The sequence below is a fragment of the Coleofasciculus sp. E1-EBD-02 genome, assembly GCF_040218245.1.
GTDB lineage: Bacteria > Cyanobacteriota > Cyanobacteriia > Cyanobacteriales > Coleofasciculaceae > Coleofasciculus.
In genome coordinates, this window is record NZ_JAVJQN010000131.1 from 33,759 (window position 1) to 53,154 (window position 19,396).

Annotated in this window: 14 protein-coding genes; 7 read left to right on the forward strand and 7 right to left on the reverse strand. The window is 44.9% G+C overall.

All coding sequences use genetic code 11. The features are described from left to right. The first annotated feature begins 38 nt into the window (after positions 1 to 38). The 4 genes from RIC07_RS21360 (at position 39) to RIC07_RS21375 (ending at position 4,492) form a co-directional block, all read left to right on the forward strand. Positions 39 to 326 carry a DUF5132 domain-containing protein gene (locus tag RIC07_RS21360; RefSeq protein ID WP_446396279.1) on the forward strand — a complete coding sequence of 96 codons (288 nt, stop codon included), beginning with the start codon at positions 39 to 41 and terminating at the stop codon, positions 324 to 326. 78 nt (positions 327 to 404) lie between these two features. After that, positions 405 to 986, forward strand: coding sequence for an HMA2 domain-containing protein (locus RIC07_RS21365; RefSeq protein WP_446396280.1), 582 nt, complete (start codon positions 405 to 407; stop codon positions 984 to 986). Between the two features lie 374 nt (positions 987 to 1,360). After that, positions 1,361 to 4,345, forward strand: coding sequence for a pentapeptide repeat-containing protein (locus RIC07_RS21370; RefSeq protein WP_446396281.1), 2,985 nt, complete (start codon positions 1,361 to 1,363; stop codon positions 4,343 to 4,345). 9 nt (positions 4,346 to 4,354) lie between these two features. Then, positions 4,355 to 4,492, forward strand: a complete 138-nt coding sequence (locus RIC07_RS21375; protein ID WP_446396282.1) for a hypothetical protein — start codon at positions 4,355 to 4,357, stop codon at positions 4,490 to 4,492. Between the two features lie 244 nt (positions 4,493 to 4,736). On the opposite strand, the gene RIC07_RS21380 is transcribed toward RIC07_RS21375, so the two are convergent. The 7 genes from RIC07_RS21380 to RIC07_RS21410 form a co-directional block, all read right to left on the reverse strand. Continuing rightward, on the reverse strand, positions 4,737 to 5,498 hold the full coding sequence (locus RIC07_RS21380) for a PEP-CTERM sorting domain-containing protein (protein WP_446396283.1): 762 nt from the start codon (positions 5,496 to 5,498) through the stop codon (positions 4,737 to 4,739). Between the two features lie 277 nt (positions 5,499 to 5,775). Further along, positions 5,776 to 7,119: a DnaJ domain-containing protein gene (locus RIC07_RS21385; RefSeq protein WP_446396284.1), complete on the reverse strand. Its 1,344-nt coding sequence runs from the start codon at positions 7,117 to 7,119 to the stop codon at positions 5,776 to 5,778. Positions 7,120 to 7,338: 219 nt separating this feature from the next. Then, positions 7,339 to 9,240: a S9 family peptidase gene (locus tag RIC07_RS21390; RefSeq protein ID WP_446396285.1), complete on the reverse strand. Its 1,902-nt coding sequence runs from the start codon at positions 9,238 to 9,240 to the stop codon at positions 7,339 to 7,341. A gap of 500 nt (positions 9,241 to 9,740) precedes the next feature. Continuing rightward, complete coding sequence (gene rnc, locus RIC07_RS21395) at positions 9,741 to 10,424, reverse strand: ribonuclease III (RefSeq protein ID WP_446396286.1); 684 nt, start codon at positions 10,422 to 10,424, stop codon at positions 9,741 to 9,743. Between the two features lie 323 nt (positions 10,425 to 10,747). After that, positions 10,748 to 11,512 (reverse strand): NYN domain-containing protein, encoded by a 765-nt coding sequence (locus tag RIC07_RS21400; RefSeq protein ID WP_446396287.1) that lies wholly within the window; start codon positions 11,510 to 11,512, stop codon positions 10,748 to 10,750. A gap of 336 nt (positions 11,513 to 11,848) precedes the next feature. Next, on the reverse strand, positions 11,849 to 12,766 hold the full coding sequence (locus RIC07_RS21405) for a heme-dependent oxidative N-demethylase family protein (protein WP_446396288.1): 918 nt from the start codon (positions 12,764 to 12,766) through the stop codon (positions 11,849 to 11,851). Between the two features lie 171 nt (positions 12,767 to 12,937). Continuing rightward, positions 12,938 to 13,492, reverse strand: a complete 555-nt coding sequence (locus tag RIC07_RS21410; RefSeq protein ID WP_446396289.1) for a peroxiredoxin — start codon at positions 13,490 to 13,492, stop codon at positions 12,938 to 12,940. Positions 13,493 to 13,710: 218 nt separating this feature from the next. Here RIC07_RS21410 and RIC07_RS21415 point away from each other — a divergent pair, with 218 nt between their 5' ends. The 3 genes from RIC07_RS21415 (at position 13,711) to RIC07_RS21425 (ending at position 19,395) form a co-directional block, all read left to right on the forward strand. After that, positions 13,711 to 13,917 (forward strand): hypothetical protein, encoded by a 207-nt coding sequence (locus RIC07_RS21415; RefSeq protein ID WP_446396290.1) that lies wholly within the window; start codon positions 13,711 to 13,713, stop codon positions 13,915 to 13,917. Positions 13,918 to 14,589: 672 nt separating this feature from the next. After that, a complete protein-coding gene (gene ppsA / locus RIC07_RS21420; RefSeq protein WP_446396291.1) occupies positions 14,590 to 17,091 on the forward strand; it encodes a phosphoenolpyruvate synthase in 2,502 nt (833 codons plus the stop codon). Between the two features lie 261 nt (positions 17,092 to 17,352). Further along, on the forward strand, positions 17,353 to 19,395 hold the full coding sequence (locus RIC07_RS21425; RefSeq protein WP_446396292.1) for a sensor histidine kinase: 2,043 nt from the start codon (positions 17,353 to 17,355) through the stop codon (positions 19,393 to 19,395). The last annotated feature ends 1 nt before the right edge of the window (position 19,396 follow it).

Below are 19,396 nucleotides of genomic sequence, written 5' to 3' on the forward strand. Positions count from 1 at the left end.
CAGTTCCGGAAAAGTTTTTTGAATGAAGGAGGTACATTATGGCTTTTAAAATAACTGATCTGTTTGAAGATCTGGGGGTTCCCGGTGTTGTGGCGGGTATTGGTGCCGTTGTTGCTGCGCCGTTGCTGATTCCGGCTGCTGTCAAGGTGGGGAAACCTGTTGCCAAAGCGATGGTCAAAGGTGGAATTGTCTTTTACGAAAAAGGTAAAGGGATGATTTCAGAATCTGGCGAAGTTTTTGAAGACATCGTGGCAGAAGCAAAGGCAGAATTGGCTGAACAAAAAAGCCAAGCCGAATTGGAACCCGCGCCGAATAGTGAAGGTTAATTTCGATTAATCCTGTAGAGACGCGCCATGGCGCGTCTCTACAATTCGTGATGCACAATTCATAATTGATAATTTATTATGATTATCACCAATAATTCCAAAATGCCCAAACTAAAGGAAACGATGCCAGACATCGGTGCTTCATCGATTTATGCTGAATTGATTAGTCAAACGCCAGGGCGAGTGCGATTACGGGTGGCTCCAGAGTATCGCCAATCTGAGGACATTGAACCGCTGATCAAGTTGTTAAATGAACGTCTAGAGATTTATCGGGTACGAGCTAATATCCACAGTGGTAGTATTACTATTTTTTACGCCCAAGATCACATTAATTTCGAGGGAGTTTGGGCGATTTTGCAGGATTTAGGAGTTACGTTTAGTCCGATTCCTGAAAAAGAACCGAGGCGTTCGGAAAAGGGTCAATCTGATGCGGCGGCGAGTGTAACTTATGCCGTTACTCATTTCAATCGTCGCGTGAGACGGGCAACCGATGGGATAGTTGATATAAGATTTTTGATTCCTTTGGGTTTTAGTGTTTTAGCGATAAGGCAATTAATCGTTAAGGGATTGATGATTGAAGTGATTCCTTGGTATGTTTTAGCTTGGTATTCTTTTGATAGTTTTATTAAGCTGCATTATACTAGCGAAATTCCGGAATAGATAGCCGATTAAGCCTGGAACTAAAGTTCCGGCTAAAAGCTTAAACCCGTTAAAACGGGTTGCAAGATTTACCTAGTAAGCTAAGGCTTACTTAAGCTTTAGGTTCCGGAAATTTATTTGCTGGCGTCCTCGTCCTAGTTTGCAATGTGCGGTTTAAGTCAGCGTAATTAGATTTATAGCACTACGGGGATACGTTAGCATATTTCCCTGTTGCCTGTTGCCTTTTCACCTAATTGTATTGTCCTAACCTCAATGCGTAGTGCTATAAAGGTTTGTGGTGGGTGACAGGCGTTTATGGCGCTAAAGCGCAACTACAAGCGCAATTACGAACTTTCAGGTTATTGTGTAAGGGAGAGTCTAATGCCTGAGTGACGGTGAATAAATTTAAGCAGGTTTGGCAGCTTCTCAATACTGATATCCGGGATTTAGGGAAACCGGGAGAAATTGCCGAGGCTGGCGCAGAGGTTTCTAAGGCGGGGTTAGAATTAGCGATCGCGCTGGGTTTGTTGGGAACGCCAGCCGCACCTGTGGCGGTGATCCCGGCGGGGTTGTCGTTTGTGGGGCTTGCTCGCAAAGGGGTGAACCTGTATCGTGATAAGGCGAAGGGGAAGACAAGCTTAGAAGCGTGGGCTGCGATCGCGTTTCCTTTAGCGTATCTGGAAAGTTTCGATAAGTTAGTGCGTGAGAATGATTGGCTACAGCAGGCGATCGGTTCTGGGATATCAAATCAAGCGGCTAAATCACAACTGGATCAGCTTGGAGAACTTCAACTCGATCAGAAATTAATTGAAGACGCTTTAACTTATTTTCCTGAATCCCGGTTAGGACAGGCTTTAAATCAACAATTATCAGAATACTTAAACCAAGCGGGATTAAATCAGTACAGTATTCCCATTGTCACCGGATGGGTAGCCTGGGGAATCTATCCGATAATTGATCAGCTACTCTCCTATGAATCAGAGAAGATTACCCAACCTCTACAATTAACCCGAACCGCCGCACGGGAAACCCAAGCAACCCAGAAATATAGCAGCATTGAATCCTATTTAACGGAACAGATATCTCCTGATACCAGTAATCCTCTGTTACAAAGTCAGTGGAAGGTATTGGGTGAAATGTTCACGCTTCCGGATATCTATGTGCCACTGGAAGCCCATTTAGTCGATAAAAACGGCAAAGTTTATAAACAAGCAAACCCGGTTAATTTAGAACAGTGGGCAACAGAACAACTTACGGACTCGGATAAAAATGGTCAAGTTCTGTTCATTCAAGCGGGACCCGGACGAGGAAAAAGTGTCTTTTGTCGCATGTTTTCCAATTGGGTGCGAGAACATCTTCATCCCATCTGGACACCGATTCTGATTCGACTCCGGGATATTGACGCCTTTGAAAACAATATCGAAAATACCCTCCGCGCTGCGGTTAAGGCAAATTTTGTTAAGAGTGATGACGGCTGGTTAACTGACCGCAATACCCGATTTTTATTCGTGCTGGATGGATTTGATGAATTGCGAATGGAGGGGAGAACTACAGGCGGGATTGAAAAGTTTCTCAAACAGGTGGGAAATTATCAAACCATTTGTCAGCAAAATTCACAACTGGTACATCGGTTTTTAGTCACGGGTAGAGAATTAGCATTACATGATGAACGATTTCTCCCTGGAAATTTAGAACGGGTAGAAATTGCCCTCATGAATGACCAACTCCAGCAGCAGTGGTTGGGGAAATGGTCAAAGTTAGTAGGTGAGGATAACGCTAATGCATTTGGGGAATTTTTACAGGCTGAAAACTGCCCAGAACGGGTGAAGGAATTGGCGCAAGAACCGCTATTACTTTACCTTTTAGCTGCGATGCACCGGGATGGTGAAATATCCTTGGAAATGTTTGAGGGAACCAGCCGCGCTGGTGCGAAAGTGTTAATTTATCAAAAGGCTTTAGATTGGGTACTGACTCAGCAGCGTTCTCAAGAACTGAATCTGGAACTTACTGCACAGGAAACAGAAGACTTGCGGCGCATTCTCACGGAAGCGGGGTTATGTGTCACCCAATCGGGTGGAGAGTGGACTTCAATTGCCATGATTGAGGAACGTCTCAAGGGAGATGATCAAGCCAGAAAATTGTTAGAAAAGGCACGAGAACGCATTGGCAATAATCCCTTGAAAAATGCGCTAGCAGCGTTTTATTTACGACCCGCTTCGGCTGCTGACGCCACAGAAGGCGCGGTGGAGTTTGTCCATAAAAGTTTTGCTGAGTTCTTATGCGCCCAGCGGTTAGTTGAAAGTTTGAAAGAGTGGGTATTAGTTGAACCGCGCCGCAGACGTGGAGGTTTTCTGGTTAGCCGGGAAAAGTTAGCCGAGGAAGTTTACGATTTACTGGGGTATGGGGGGCTGACATCGGAAATTGTCGAGTATGTGATGGTGTTGCTTGATGTCAATCAGGAAGAATTTTTGCAATTATTTCAGCGTTTAGAAGAGTTCTACCTCGATTGGTGCAATGGGGACTTTATTAATGCAGAACCTACGAGTAATCTGCCTCAGAAAACGATGCTGCAATTGCGAAAGCATGGCAGTTTAATGGGACTACGAGAGGTGGATATCTATGCTGGGCTAAATGTGATGATTCTGCTGTTAGTATTGAATCGTTACGCTCAGAACACGGATGAACTGAAGGGTAAGATTAGCTTTAATCCTTGTAGTCAGATAGATAGTGATAGTTTTGAACCAACTCGATTGCTTCGCATTATTAGTTATAGCAATAGCGTTAAACTTGACACCTTTGTAAATATAGTTAGCCAATTTCTTAGCCGCGCCGACCTCAAAAATGTAGACTTTACAGGTGCGGATTTCAGCAACGCCGACCTCAGAAATGCAGACTTTACATATGCGGATTTCAGCCGTACCGCCCTAAGCCGTGCCAACTTTAGCGATGCCAATCTCATTCGCGTCAACCTCAGCAACGCTGACCTAGTGAACGCCAACTTTAGCGACGCCAACCTTAGTAACGCAAATCTCTTTGACGCCAACCTTTACAGTGCCAATCTTACCAGCGCCAACCTCAGTGATGCCCTGCTTAGCAAGGTAAATCTCGGCAATGCAGACCTCAGTAACGCCAACCTTAGTAACGCAGATCTCAAGGAAGCCGACCTCTGGAACGCCAACCTTTACAGTGCCAATCTTACCAGCGCCAACTTTAGCGACGCTGACTTTAGCAACGCCAACCTAGACAGTATTATCTGGAATGCCAATACTCAATGGAAAAACGCGCGAGGATTAGAAACAGCCTACAATGTGCCAGAAGGGTTAAAGCAACTGCTATCGCTTTCCCCACCCAATCCACCACCAGACGCGCCTAATTCATGATCCGCTCAAATGCTGACCCATCCTAATGTTAAGACAACAGACGGGAAAGACGCGATCGCAGGCGGTGAGAGGGCGAGTTTTGTAGTAAGGGCTTCAGCCTATTCAAGTCATTTTGTCAAGGAAAATCTAATGCCAAAGAAACGGTGAATAAAAAGATTATGACAACAGACGGGAAAGACGCGATCGCAAACTTTGGAAGGGCGGGTTTTGTACGAAAGTTATCGGTTATGTTTTGATATGTTAGTCCCTAAACCCGCCCCTACAAATTGGGTTGACGATAACGCGATTAATTTAGTCCGCGCAGGCGGACTTGGTTTGTGTAGCTGCGATTTCCTTTTCAACAGTGGAAGGGCGGGTTTTGTACGAAAGTTATCGGTTAGGTTTTGATATGTTAGTTCCTAAACCCGCCCCTACAAATTGGGTTGACGATAGCTTTCTTAGCAGATTGGTGTTTACGGGAAGCTATACCGACACCCGCCAGTGCGATTAAACCCATAATAGATGCAGGTTCAGGAACAGACTGAGAGGAATTGATTTGATCTCCTGTGACCAAAATGTTATCAAACGACAACAACTCTGTGGATGCCGTCGTGTTAAGCTGCACTTTCACTTGTAATGTACTACCATTACCGATCGCTTGATTCACCGTTTGATTCCTGAAAAACCCAGTCTGGGTAATTAAGTCAGCCGCCAGAAACTCAACATCATCCAGTAAATAGGACACGATAAAGTAATCTTTGTGACCAATCGGGCTGTTTTCCTCATGTTCAAAACTGACATCACTGGCAAAAGCATCTAACGATAATGCCAGATTACTAAATCCAGAAATGTCGATTTTTGGACTCAGCCACGCTGGAAATAAGGGATTAAGATTACCCCCAGAACATCTTACATTCGGACAACCCGCGTTTGTATCACGAGCGGTGAAGGCTTCAGCCTCGACTCTGAAGTAATCGTTGGAGTCAAAGAGAGCCGCATCATTCAACTCAATCGACCAATCCACGCCAACTACGTCTGTAGCGGCTCCGCCTGCTGCTCCTTTGCCGTTTTCACCAGAGAAATCTTCCTCATACAAGGTAAGGGCTTGTACATTCTCAGGAATAAAGATTAAGCCTAAGACCAAACTTAAACTTGCCAACAATGTTTTTTTCATACTTTCTTAACAATACTGATAACTGTGCTATTTCCTAGCTTAGAGTTATCAGATCGCCAAGGCAAGCGGATTACGTTGACTTCATCAGCTTTTCCTATAACCCAACCTGAAATAGAGTGATTTTTTTTCGGGAATTGTTTAAAAAATGCCCGGTTTGAGTTAGTTTGGCGATAACGCCTGGAATCATTTCCCGGATTTCCTCTTTTATTTAGGGGAGTCTGGACGTTTACACAAACTTTATCAAATGTCGGCTTGGGACAGTTTCTTGATTGCATCCTCAAAAAGACGCCATTCCCAGCATCGCCATAAACGCCCAATAGGAAATCCAGCCGCTGACTAGAACCATCACCGGAACCAATAACGCGGCTGTCTTTTCTGATAAATTCGCGATCTGTGTGCAACCACTATACAGCGTCAGAATCGTGTAGCAGCTAGTGAATACAGTGATCATCACCATAAGTTGACTCGGCAAATTGGACGAAATCCCATTAGCGATCGCTAAAATAGTTAATGGCATCAGTGTCGCCCCAGCCAGAAAACTATCCCCCGCCAAACTACCAGGATGACGCCGAATTAATCGCGCGATCGCACTCATCGCGGCTAGAATGATAAACGGCATCATACCCACGCCGATTAACGGAACCAGGGAAACAAAAACTACATCCCGCCACCCTGTATAAATACCCCAGACAAAACAAGCATCAAAAATCGCCGCCAATAGGAATCCTACCACCATGGCGCGTTGAGCATCGAGACGGGCAAAACTGGGTAAGAGTCCCCCCATGGGATTGAGTAAAAAGGACTTAATTGTAAATAGCGTGTCCCCCAATAACCCTTTGAGATAACGGATAGGATTTCGTTTCCGGGAAACTCCCCCTTTTCCGGGTGTCTGTTGCAGAGTTCGCAACGTTTCCTGAACTAACCGATATCCTGTTTTATCTCCTTGTTCACGTAATAATTCTGCTGCTTGGTGAAAATCCGCGATCGCGCTTTCAAATTCCTTCAAATCTTTATGGGCTAAACCGCGCTGATAATAAGCCTGAGCGTGAGTAGAATCATACGCGATCGCTTGAGTATAAGCATCAATCGCCGCCTGACTATATCCCAGTCGATAACGCGCTCTCCCTTGGTAATAATAAGCTGGGGCAAACTGAGAATTAATCCTTAATGCCTGATTACAATCTTGTAGTGTTCCCCTAGCATTTCCTAATTTATAATGCGCGGCGCCCCGTTCCACGTAGGCGTCTACAAAATTAGGATTTAGGGAAATCGCTTGATTACAATCCTTAACCGCCCCCTGATAATTTTTAGCCAACGCCTTACTAACCGCCCGCACATAAAAATCTTGAGCCGTCATTGACTCAGTTTTAGGCGGATTAGACTGAGGTTGAATCTCTTGGTCATACTGACGCCGCCTTACCTCATCCGACAGCACCTGATACGCCTCACAAATGACTCTAAATCGCTCCGTGGCGTCTGGATTATCAGGATGCAAATCTGGATGGTATTGACGCACAAGGCGACGATAAGCCTGTTTGATCTCCTGTTCGGTTGCACCGGGAGAAATTTTCAGAATTTTATAATAATTATGAGAATCCTGCATCTGATTTTGTAGAGACATGCCATGGCACGTCTGTCATGAAATGGCGTATTTAATGGGTAATTTGACTACCGATATCGTTTCCGGTTATTTATCCAATTCTATAAACTATTCATTCAAATCCGCTAATTTTCTCTGCGCCCTCTGCGTAAACCTCTGCGCCCCTCTGCATTAAAACAACATAATTTCGTAACCAATTTCACGGGAAAGGGCGCAAGCCTTGCGCCCCTACGTTAGGGTTTAATTTACAACTCCCGAATGACCCTTGATTTCACCAATCGGTTCAAAGCGTCCCTCTAAATACTTACTGAGAAACTCTTCCGCGATCGCGAAAAAGTGAAGCCGATTCTCTGGACGAGCAAATCCATGTCCTTCGTCTGTATAAAGGGCGTATTCAACCGGTTTATTTGCCTTTTGCATCGCTTCAACAATTTGTTCACTTTCGGCTTGTTTTACCCGTGGATCATTCGCCCCTTGACCAATCAGTAAGGGTTTCTGAATCCGGTCAATGAAAAACAAAGGCGATCGCGCTTTGAGAAACTCCTCCTCTGTGTCTAAGTCCCCTAAGCGATGGGCAAACATGGCTTTCATGGGTGCCCAGTATGGGGGGATACTTTGCATTAAAGTAACTAAGTTACTCGGACCAACAATATCCACACCCGCCGCAAATACTTCTGGGGTAAAGGCTAATCCGACTAATGTGGCATATCCCCCATACGATCCGCCCATAATTGCCACCTTGTTCCGATCCGCAATCCCTTGGTCTACAATCCAATTGACGGCATCAATTAAATCATCGTGCATCTTTGCCGCCCATTCTCGATTTCCGGCATTTAGGAACGCTTTCCCATAGCCTGTAGAGCCTCGGAAATTGACTTGCAGCACTGCATAACCTCGGTTTGCCAACCATTGCACGATTGGACTATAGCCCCACGTATCTCGCGCCCAGGGTCCACCGTGAACCAAAAGCACCGTGGGTAAATTTTTTGCCTCAATTCCAACAGGTGTAGTGAGATAGCCGTGAATCGTTAAACCATCCCGCGCTTGGTAGGAAATGGGTTGCATTGATGCGAGTTGCAACGTTTCCAGTTCGGGTTGATTGCTAAATAACAAGGAGTGGGTTTTAGCTTCACGGTTATACACATAGTAATAGACTGGACCATCATCCGTGGCGTAGCCCACTAACCAGGTATCATCGGCTAAGGTGCGATTGGTGATGGCAAATTCACCGTCTCGGATTTGTGCGATCGCATTAAAATCATCAGCAATGCTTTCATCGAGAATTTGCCATTCCACTTTATCCTTATAAAAGGACACCGCCTGAATTCGGCGCTGAGTCGGATGGATAACCACACCACCGATATCATACTGTTCATCAGCCGCCATAACGGTTTCTTGGCGGGAGGCTAAATCTAAAGCAATTAACCGTTGGGCATTGGCATCGTGTGATCCAGTAATATAAAGGGTTTTGCCATCCTCAGAAAAGGTGACGGCTGATCCTTCATCATCGGGTCCCCAGTGGCGTAATAATTCAAAGGATTGATCAGGCGTTTCGCGGAATAACAGATCGGAACCCCCATCTGGCGTCGCTGCGATCGCTGCCCGAATCTGGAATTGAGCATCAGCTACCCAACTGACGATATTACCAGGGTTATCGGTCTCAAACTCGACTGCCCCATTATTTAGATTAATCCGATACACATCAAATTTTTGGCGATCGTTGAGATTCATTCCCACCAAGACTTGATCAGGAAATTCCGGATCAAGGTCAATCGGTTGGGCTTTCACGCCTTGGAAGGGGGTTAAATCGCGCACTAACTTGGATTGGACATTCACCAAGTAGAGGTGAAAGTTTTCGTCGCCGTCTGAGTCTTGCAGATAAATAAGCTGGTTAGGATTGTATGTCCAGACATAAAGACGAATCCCCCGCTTTTGATCCGCCGTTAGCTGCTGATCATCATCTTCTCCCACGGTTCGTAACCAGACTTGCAACACATTCTTCTCATCTGGGGCGACATAAGCCAAATACTTCCCATCGGGGGATAGCTGCGGGCGAGTGCGATCGGGGTTTCCGAATAGGGTTTCGCGGGGAATTAAGGGAGGTAGTGCTTGGGATACTGGAGAAGTCGTTGCCGTTGCCATTTTAGTTTACGGATTCAATTGCTGTGATTGTCTTAGAGACACTGTAACGAATCTGGCGTGTTAGAAGCTACTCAGGGGTAAGCCCCATTATCGAACGGCACAGCTAACATGGTGGGATGGGGTGTCGGTTGGCTTGACGCTGGAAATCCAACCAGGTTTTAGGCGAAAGCCCTGATTACGAACCCAATTTAAGCATCAATTTTGTCATGCATTTAAATTGGGTATTAGTAGCGAGCAAGATGCAAAGCCTGCGGCATGGCTTCGCTTAACGCACTACCTACAAATATTTCCCCATTATTGACATTAAGGTTTAAATGCCGAACAGCTTAAGTAGGTGGGGACAATTAAAGTTAACGGTGGGGATCGTCATTCGTCATTCGTCATTTGTAAGGGTTTGAGGCTTGTTAACATAACTTAACATGGTTGAGTTTATTTCCATCAACCTACTTATAACAATTCTAAATTCTTCAATGGGACTCCATTAGGGGAGTCACGCAGGTTTATTCAACTTCAACCTTTTTAAGCGCTGCTTCAGCCGCACGTTTTTCAGCATCTTGTTTACGGCGACCTGTTCCGACACCATAGACTTTGCCTTTTACGCGAACTTCAGCCGTGAATTCCTTGGCATGATCGAGTCCAGACTCATCGATAATAAAATATTCCGGGTTTTCGACAAATTTGGCTAGCGCCCATTGCTGAAATCGACCTTTGGCATCCACTAAGTTTTTGGGTTCAGCATCGGATGTCTGAAAAACTATACTATCAGCCACACTCCTAAAAAGTGGGTGAATAAATTCGCGAACGGCGTCAATCCCCGATTCTATATAATACGCCGCCATATAAGCTTCAAAGGTATCACTGAGTAAAGCTGGATTTTGGCGACCCCCTTCTTTATCTGCACCTTTACCCAATCGCATCAAGTCACCGATACCGACTTGGGCGGCAAATTTAGCCAGTTGCTTCTCGTCCACTAAATTAGAACGCAGACGGGTCAGATGAGCTTCGCTTAAATCCGGGTAACGATTGTAGAGGAGTTCACCGACGACAAAACCTAATACAGCATCACCCAGGAATTCTAAGCGTTCGTTATGTTCACCAGCTTTTGGATGTTCGTTGACGTAGGAACGGTGTGTTAGGGCGCTGAGTCGCAGCGTTTCATTTTTGATAGTTGGAAGTTGACGCATTTCTAACTTACTTGTTGTGGGAAAGGTTACTAGCATAGAAGTTTAATGTTCAAAAGTAATGAAGTGAAAGGGTTGGACTTTTCACGGTATGTGGTGTCTCTGTAGGGGCGGGTTTCACAACCATCTTTTCGGTTGCACCCAGATGTGACTAAACCCGCCCCGACGCGCCATGGCACGCCTCTACAAGAGTTTCTAGACTTCCCGTGAAAAGTTAGGTGAGATGGTTTGATATAAATAAACGCGATTAGCGTGAATTTAAATCACCTCAGTTATACTAAGTAACCGAGATGATTTAAGTTTATTTACATCTAGGTAAAGAAGATTTAGACAAGCAATCGATTTCTCTCGCTCAAAAATAATTCTTGCTCTTTACCTGTCTTTTTTGCGTAGACTATCCCCTCGGCAATAGCTGCATTAACAAACTTACTCAATTTCGAGAAGGTTGTCCCATCAGATTTACAAACTAATGGGAATTTACTACACTTAGGAAAATGCGGATTATCACGCATCAGTTTACCAATCTTGGAAAGGGATGTACGTTGACCCTGGTTTAATGCTGTTTGGATTGCGTTTCTCAAACAATCAATCGCCTCCTCGTAAATAAGCTGAGCTTGAACGGCAGTCGTCTGAGGGTTAGTTTTAACTTGAACTAACTTAGGCAATTGGTCTACAAAATAGAAGTCATCTTGAACAAGCTCCTTTAGCTTTTGTTTCACATTGCCGAGCTGGGCAAAGATTATCACCTTCTTGCCCAACTTTTGCAGAATATAAACCAATGAGCAAAAATCTCCATCTCCTGACACAAGAATAATTATGTCTGGAGAACGATTACTCTGTATATCCTTAATACAATCCGCTATCAATTTATAATCGGCGCTGTTCTTGAGAGGACAAGGAACATCACGACAGTCAAATCCAAGACTGGATAGAGGTTCTTTGGCTTGAGATTGGTTTTGACATTGTGAATTATAGTAGACCTTTTTGTCAAGCAAATGTCCTTGTGTGTGAGCAAAAGACAGTAATAAATTAGCGAACTTTTGAAGTGATGGGACGTTCTGAAAATCGCAATACACAGAAACTAAAGTCATGGATTTTGTCCAATTAAGAGTAATTAACTGGACAGCACGAGTAGGTCACACATCTAGATGTAACAGAGATGATTCAAGAGATTTATATAAAATCTCTCTATACCCACATAACCAACTAGCTTCACTAATGATTCATCTGTTAGGTTAAAGTCTCAGCTTCAGCAGATGAATTCTACAGCCATTATTAAGCTACAGAATTCATATCCTAAAGCTGAGACCGCAACCAACATCCTGCCCATTAGCTGGCGAGATATTAATGCTGTCCACCCAAACCCTAACCTATCCCAGACTAAATGTCAATCATTTTTTACTTGACTATGCCACAATCTCAGCAAATCATTGGCTGTGGCTAGTTGGTTCCCTTTTCATAACAATGGTGGGGTTATCTAAATTATTCGCGATCGCTCCAGTCTTGACTATACTCTTCAGATATCCCAGAAGCACTTGGCGGATCGGTAAAATGTTTTTGTACTCCTGCATCTCAACTGGCATTTGTTCAATTATCTCTGCTAGACTCTTCGCCATCTGGGGATTATCTTCAAGCACTCGCAAAGGATGGACGTAGGTACGCACGGTAAAAAGAATGTCACCACTTCCAGTTAACCGTCTTAGTGTCTGACGTTCAAGTCTCAAAAACAGCTTATCCCCAGCGTTTTGGCAATTTATCGTTGTTTCCCAACCGGGTTTTGCTATCTCTGGAGGGAAGAATAGTTCGGGAGATTCCACAATACTCCAATTTAATCGCCAAACGGGATGACTGGATTTGAGGCGACTGAACACACTATCCACAGGATGCGCCAGCTTTTCAGAATATCCCGGAACAGGGGCGTGAATTTGAGTCAGAGGACATCCCAACTTTTCTCGCAGTCGCCAACGCAAGGGAAAACAGAGGGAGGCGGCGACTAAACGATATCCTTGAGGCGATCGCTCCATCAATAATAAATCCTCCTGTACCAGACGCCCAGCTAAATCCAAAGGTGCTGACTCGAAGTCCGGGATATGCCAAACTTGATGGGTTGCGATCGCCTCAATCGTTTGACCGTGGCGTCGATAATGCTGGGGGAAGTGTTTCACCAGATGATCCAGCAGTAAATCTAGAACCTCTTGCTGACTGGCTTCGGTTCCGGGGAGACTAGCAAATACCTCTGAATGTCGAGTCTTGAGCAGAGTATCTTTTTGTGACAAATACTTGACAAGCTGGTCGTCAATTTCAATCCAATCCTGGGGATCAAGGGTTTTGAGACTCATTCTCATTTGCCATTTTCCTTCTGCAAAGGGTAGATATAGGGGTTGGCGGATCATGGGTCGTTGAGAAAGCCGAATGGGTTAAGCAATGGGCGACCCGAGCCAATTCAATCGACTAGAAGTGTGAATTGATACAAGCGGGTCGCCCCTACAAATTCCTTTTGTGGTAACGGATGAGGCTTATGTCACCGATCGCAACTCATCTAAATGTGCCAGTACCTCTGTACTGTGAATCGCTGGTCGAACGCCGAGAAATATCTCCCGCAAGATACCATCGGGATCAATGAGATAAGTATGACGTAGGGAGACAAACCCCATCCAAGACCCATACGCCTGACTCACTGACCCATCTGTATCGGCTAAAAGGGGGAATTTCAACCCCTCTGAGTCACAAAAATCGGCATGGGAGTCCACATCATCCGCACTCACTCCCACAATTTGGGCATTTCTCTCTATATATTTGGGCAAATCTTGCTGAAAGCGACGAGCCTCTAAGGTGCAACCTGAGGTGAAATCCTTGGGATAAAAGTACAAAACTACCCATTTCCCCCGGTAATCGGAGAGTGATACCTCCCCATCCCCACTATTGGTCGGTAGCGTAAACTCTGGTGCAGGCTCATTTAATGGCGGTTGTTTACCGCCGAGAGCAGAGGCGGCGGGAGTGACGTTTAACCACGTCAAGCAAGCCAGACAACTTGCCAAGAGAATGCTCACAAGCGTGCGACGAGAAATCATGATTGATACAGCGTGTTTGTTTTACATAAGTTTACAATCCTAATTTAGATCTTGTCAGATTCTGGGATTGCGCTATCATGTCTAGCAGGGTAATGGTCAGTCGGAGGTCAATATCCCCGCGTAAGTCAGTCTGAGAGGTATGTTTGGGTGCAGGAATGGTAAAGAAAATTTAGACAGACACGCTCCTGACCGCATTGGCTGGTATAAGGATGAGTCCAATGGAAAGGGAATTTAGAGATGTTCACACCACAATTCATGCTGATCGCGTTTTGGAGGGACACGACAATCTCATACTCTTAGCCGGGGAAGTGACAAAAAAAAGCCTATCGCTATTTTCAGCATCAACCCCTAATCCCCTCAACACCATTGTTTTAACTATTCAAAAGTTTTCGGGACGTTTGGATGAAGACAATCCGCTCGACTGAGCCTATAAATTCCCTAGTTTAATTATAGTGACTTTATTTCGATAAACCCAAACCTATTACGGATAGATAGACAATATTTGATACTTATATCTGGGGATCATTGAAAAATGGAAGACATTTAAAGGAACAATGTATAACCAGCAGAGCTATCATTGGGGTTACCTCCCGAATAAACAATATCTAGGTTGTCAATATACCTAGGGTTGGGTGGCTTTAGTGCTGATTTAAATTAGGGATTACGGCTTGTCTATTTCTCAATAGTCTGCTATGGTATAACTGTTCTGAAATAAAGGACTGTGACCGAATTACTCGCTCTCCTAATAAGTAAGTAATTATTCAAGGAGAACGCCAGAAGAAGTTTGCAAGGCTACAAACCCGCCAAAGCGCGACAAGGTGGGGATTGAGCAAGTGTGGATTGAGCTATCTATTCCCTAATTCAACGCCTTAAGTCAAAACCTAAAGAATTGATAAACATCAATTCAATTTTGGCGGCGATTATGACTGTAGCCAGAGTTGCCAAAAAATAAATGTGTAAATCGCTACGAATTTAATTGTGAGGTATGGTTCTATAAAAAACAGCCGAATCCTAAAGAAAATATTACCTAAAGGAATTTTTTCGGCTGAGTATCGGTAAACTGAAATACTGAAACCAAGAGTAGGAGGAAATACTTAATGGTTGCAGCTACTGAAACAACAACATCTCAATCGTCCAAAGAACAAGCTCTCATTCTGTGGTTTGAAGAGGTAGGAATTGTCGATGTTCCCTTGGTGGGTGGTAAAAACGCCTCCCTGGGTGAAATGATCCGACAACTGACGGCTAAGGGCGTCAGAGTTCCCACCGGATTTGCCACGACTGCTTATGCATACCGTTACTTCATTAAGGAAGCCGGTTTAGAAGAAAGGCTACGCGAACTGTTTTCTGACCTCGATGTCGAGGATATGAGTAACCTGCGAGTCAGGGGTAAGCAAGCGCGGTCTTTGATTCTCAACACACCGTTCCCGGAAGATCTGCGAACCGCGATCGCGGAATCTTACCTGAAGCTGTGCGAACGGTATGGCGTTACCGCTGAGTTTTGCGATCGGTTTGAGCCGGAATACCAAGAAGAATGCAAGGAGAAAAGCCAAGCGGTTGACGTAGCTGTCCGTTCATCCGCTACGGCTGAAGACTTGCCTGATGCCAGTTTCGCGGGTCAGCAAGAAACCTACCTGAACGTCTACGGTGTCCTGGACGTTTTAGACGCTTGCCATCGTTGCTTTGCCTCCATCTTCACTGACCGCGCCATCTCCTATCGGACTCTCAAAGGGTTTGATCACTTTGATGTCGCCCTGTCCGTTGGTGTGCAGAAAATGGTGCGCTCTGACTTAGCCTCTTCCGGTGTCATGTTCTCCATTGACACAGAAACAGGCTTCAAGAATGCCGCCCTAGTTACCGCTGCCTATGGTTTGGGCGAAAACGTTGTCCAAGGTGCTGTCAACCCCGACGAATACTTTGTCTTCAAACCAACGCTTAAGGACGGGTATCGCCCGATTCTAGAAAAGCGCTTGGGCAGCAAAGAAATCAAGATGATCTATGACATCGGTGGTTCAAAACTGACCAAGAACGTACCCGTGTCAGAGCCTGAGCAAGTCAAATACGCGATCAACGACGAAGAAATTCTGCAACTGGCTCGCTGGGGTTGTATTATTGAAGACCACTACTCCGAAGTCCGGGGTGTCTACACCCCCATGGACATTGAGTGGGCAAAAGACGGTGAAACTGGGGAGTTGTACATCGTCCAAGCTCGTCCAGAAACCGTTCAATCCCAGAAGTCCAAGAGCGTCCTCAAGAGCTATCAGCTGAAAGGAACCTCCGAGGTGGCGGTCACCGGTCGCGCTGTTGGCGAAATGATTGGTCAAGGCAAAGCCAAAGTCATTCTGGATGTCCACAAGATTGATGAGTTTGAACCCGGTGAAGTCTTAGTCACCAACAAGACTGACCCCGACTGGGAACCAATCATGAAGCGGGCATCAGCCATTGTCACCAACCAAGGTGGACGTACCTGCCACGCGGCAATTATTGCTCGTGAAATGGGAATCCCCGCGATTGTGGGTTGTGGTGATGCCACAGGTGTGCTTAAGAGTGGACAAGAGGTCACCGTTTCCTGCTCTGAAGGGGAAGAAGGACGGGTTTACGAAGGGCTTGTACCCTTTGAAGTCCAAGAAACCCAACTGGAAAACCTCCCCACAACCCGCACCAAGATTTTGATGAACGTGGGTAACCCAGAAGAAGCCTTTGGTTTGGCGGCGATCCCCTGTGATGGCGTGGGATTAGCCCGCTTAGAGTTCATCATCGCCAATCATATTAAGGCGCACCCCTTAGCACTGCTGAACTTCGACAAGCTCGAAGATGCCACAGTCAAGCGGGAAGTCTACAAGATGACCTACCTCTACGAACGTAAGGCGGACTTCTTCGTAGATAAGTTGGCGCGGGGTGTGGCAATGATTGCGGCGGCATTCTATCCCAACCCAGTTGTGTTACGGATGTCCGACTTCAAGAGTAACGAATATGCCAACCTCCTCGGCGGTCAGCAGTTTGAGCCGAAGGAAGAAAACCCGATGATTGGCTGGCGTGGTGCGTCTCGTTACTACGATGACAACTATGCCGAAGCCTATGGGTTAGAGTGTCAAGCGATCAAGCGGGTTCGGGATGACATGGGTTTAACGAATGTGATCCCCATGGTTCCCTTCTGCCGTACTCCTGATGAAGGGCGCAAAGTGCTGGCGGAAATGGAGAAACACGGCTTGAAGCGTGGCGAAAATGGACTCCAAGTCTATGTGATGTGCGAGATTCCCAGCAACGTGATCTTGGCTGATCAGTTCAGTGAAGTGTTTGATGGGTTCTCCATTGGTTCCAATGACCTGACTCAGTTAACCTTGGGTCTAGACCGCGACTCCGGTTTAGTAGCTCACATCTTTGATGAGCGCAACGACGGGGTTAAGGAAATGGTGCGGATGGTGATTGAGAAGGCGAAGAAGAATGGTCGTAAGATTGGTATCTGCGGTCAAGCGCCTAGTGACTATCCTGAGTTTGCCAAGTTCTTGGTTGAGTTGGGAATTGACTCAATGAGTTTGAACCCTGACTCGGTGATGAAGACACTGTTGATGGTGGCTGAAGTTGAAGAACAACAAGGCTAAGTCTTGAGTGTTTAGCGTCTGCGTCCCTGATGGGGCGTAGACTTGAGAAAGAGCGATCGCATTTCCGGTGGGAGGTGCGATCGCTTTTTTATAGAAGGTATATAGCCTTTCTCATAAGATGAGAGGGGGTGAGGGCGCAAGCCTTGCGCCCCTACATTCGTCTCTTCTATGGGTGTACTTGTTCGTGGCTCGACCCCATCGATGGAACTCAGGTATAATCTTAAACAGAGCGATTGGCTGTCAAGTTACAGCGATAAAATCATGCATTTTAAGTTTTCACCCAATATCCTGAATAGATTAGGTGAAGAACTGATTCCTAATCCAGACCAAGGAATTATCGAATTGGTGAAGAATGCTTATGATGCTGATGCGACCCAATGTACAGTAGAGCTTATCAATACTGACACCACAGGTGGTTCGATCCTGATTTCAGATAACGGCATTGGTATGGATCTCGCGGCTATTAGTAACGGATGGTTTGTGCTAGGTCGGTCAAAAAAAGCCGCCCGCGAACCTACGTCTTTAGGACGTCTACCTGTTGGTGATAAGGGATTAGGTCGGTTAGCTGCGTTGAGACAAGGGTCTAAAGTACAATTAAAAACCCGACCTAAAAATGAACCCGCCGTTGAGTATTCTCTGACGATTAATTGGCAAGATTTTGAGCAAGCCTCTGTTGTGGAAGACATTTCCTTCGATGTCCAAAAAGATATGGCTAACTTGCCCCAAGGGACGGAAATTTTAATTGAAAATTTAAACATAAAGTTGGGTCGGCGAGAGGTTAAAAGATTAGCCAGAGAACTTTTATTTTTAGCAGATCCATTTGATAGTGATATTGCTTTCCGCCCTCGGCTGATTGCTCCAGAATTTACTGATCTTGAAAAACAAGTTAATGAATCTTATTTTGATGATGCTGAATATCATTTGAAGTCGTCAGTTAATAGAGATGGAATTGTAGAAGCTTCCGTATTAGACTGGAAGGGTGAATTGCTATTTCAAGCCCAACATAGTGATATTTATCAAAAACCTTACAAAACAGCACCAGCAGAATTTGAATTATGGGTATTTTTGCTAAACCCTCAAAGTTTCTCTACAAAAAAAGCTTCTTTCGGACAGGTTAGAAAATGGTTATCAGAAGTGGGTAATGTTCATTTATACCACAGGGGTTTGCGAGTGAAACCCTATGGTGATCAAGGAGATGATTGGCTGAATTTAAACTATGCACGAGCCAGAAACCCAGAGGTACGTCCCTCAACCAGCACCGTTATTGGTCGGATAATAGTCAATGATCCTAATGATCGGCTGACTCAAAAGACGGATAGGCTAGGTTTTATAGAAAATGAAACTTTTCTGGAGCTAAAGCGGTTTGCCATTGATGTATTGAACTGGATGGCTAAAGAGAGGCTTAAACAAAGTGAAAATAAACGACAAACAATTAAGCAAGAATCGAGTCGTGATGTCATTTCTGCTAAAAGAAATATTGAAAGTATTATTGAAAAAGCGGTGCCACAGCAATCCCGTGACACAGTACGCAAGGTAATTCAACGGTACGAAGAGGTAAAAGAGCGTGAAACAAAAGCACTACGGGAAGACCTTCAACTCTATCGAAGTCTGGCGACAGCCGGAACAACAGCAGCCGTTTTTGCTCATGAGTCTGGTAAACCTGTCACCCTAATCGAGAAAGTCGCTAAACGAATAGAGAAAAAAGGTCAAGAACTACCAGGAGAGATATATTTAAAATCTTTTGCAAAACCAGTAGACATCCTTTATAAAGTTAGCAAGTCGTTACTGAGTTTTTCCAGGTTTCCTTTGCATTTATTAAAGCGCGAAAAGCGTAAAACGGGTCGTGTTGAGGTTGCCCGTGTCATTGATGATATACTTGAACTATTTGCTCCTTTCCTTCAAGACAGCAAAATAGAGGTCGTAAAAAGTAGTATTAATAATCAGTATTTTATCCTCGGAAGTACGGCTTTAGTAGAAGCGATTATTACGAATATTTTGACAAATACTATCAATGCTTTTAATGTCGAAGGATCACGCACAGAAGGACGTCAGGTAATGATCGTTACTGAAATTATCGAAAGTTACGTACAGATAAAAATTTTAGATAATGGTCTAGGAATTAGAGATATAAACTTAAATGACATTTGGTTACCGGGTCAAACAACTAAACCAGGTGGGACAGGATTGGGACTAACTATAGTTAAAGATTCAATGACTGACTTGGGAGGAAAAGTGCAGGCAATTGCTCAGGGAGAATTAGGTGGGGCAGAATTTATCATAGAACTACCACTTGTTGGAGGTTAAC

Bases quoted from the DNA above. Each gene is read 5' to 3' on its own strand.
- rnc (WP_446396286.1), bottom strand. From the start codon at position 10,424: ATGCGTCAACTTCCAACTATCAAAAATGAAACGCTGCGACTCAGCGCC.
- RIC07_RS21425 (WP_446396292.1), top strand. From the start codon at position 17,353: ATGCATTTTAAGTTTTCACCCAATATCCTGAATAGATTAGGTGAAGAA.
- RIC07_RS21360 (WP_446396279.1), top strand. From the start codon at position 39: ATGGCTTTTAAAATAACTGATCTGTTTGAAGATCTGGGGGTTCCCGGT.
- RIC07_RS21400 (WP_446396287.1), bottom strand. From the start codon at position 11,512: ATGACTTTAGTTTCTGTGTATTGCGATTTTCAGAACGTCCCATCACTT.
- RIC07_RS21415 (WP_446396290.1), top strand. From the start codon at position 13,711: ATGGAAAGGGAATTTAGAGATGTTCACACCACAATTCATGCTGATCGC.
- RIC07_RS21365 (WP_446396280.1), top strand. From the start codon at position 405: ATGATTATCACCAATAATTCCAAAATGCCCAAACTAAAGGAAACGATG.
- ppsA (WP_446396291.1), top strand. From the start codon at position 14,590: ATGGTTGCAGCTACTGAAACAACAACATCTCAATCGTCCAAAGAACAA.
- RIC07_RS21380 (WP_446396283.1), bottom strand. From the start codon at position 5,498: ATGAAAAAAACATTGTTGGCAAGTTTAAGTTTGGTCTTAGGCTTAATC.
- RIC07_RS21385 (WP_446396284.1), bottom strand. From the start codon at position 7,119: ATGTCTCTACAAAATCAGATGCAGGATTCTCATAATTATTATAAAATT.
- RIC07_RS21375 (WP_446396282.1), top strand. From the start codon at position 4,355: ATGCTGACCCATCCTAATGTTAAGACAACAGACGGGAAAGACGCGATC.
- RIC07_RS21405 (WP_446396288.1), bottom strand. From the start codon at position 12,766: ATGAGAATGAGTCTCAAAACCCTTGATCCCCAGGATTGGATTGAAATT.
- RIC07_RS21390 (WP_446396285.1), bottom strand. From the start codon at position 9,240: ATGGCAACGGCAACGACTTCTCCAGTATCCCAAGCACTACCTCCCTTA.
- RIC07_RS21410 (WP_446396289.1), bottom strand. From the start codon at position 13,492: ATGATTTCTCGTCGCACGCTTGTGAGCATTCTCTTGGCAAGTTGTCTG.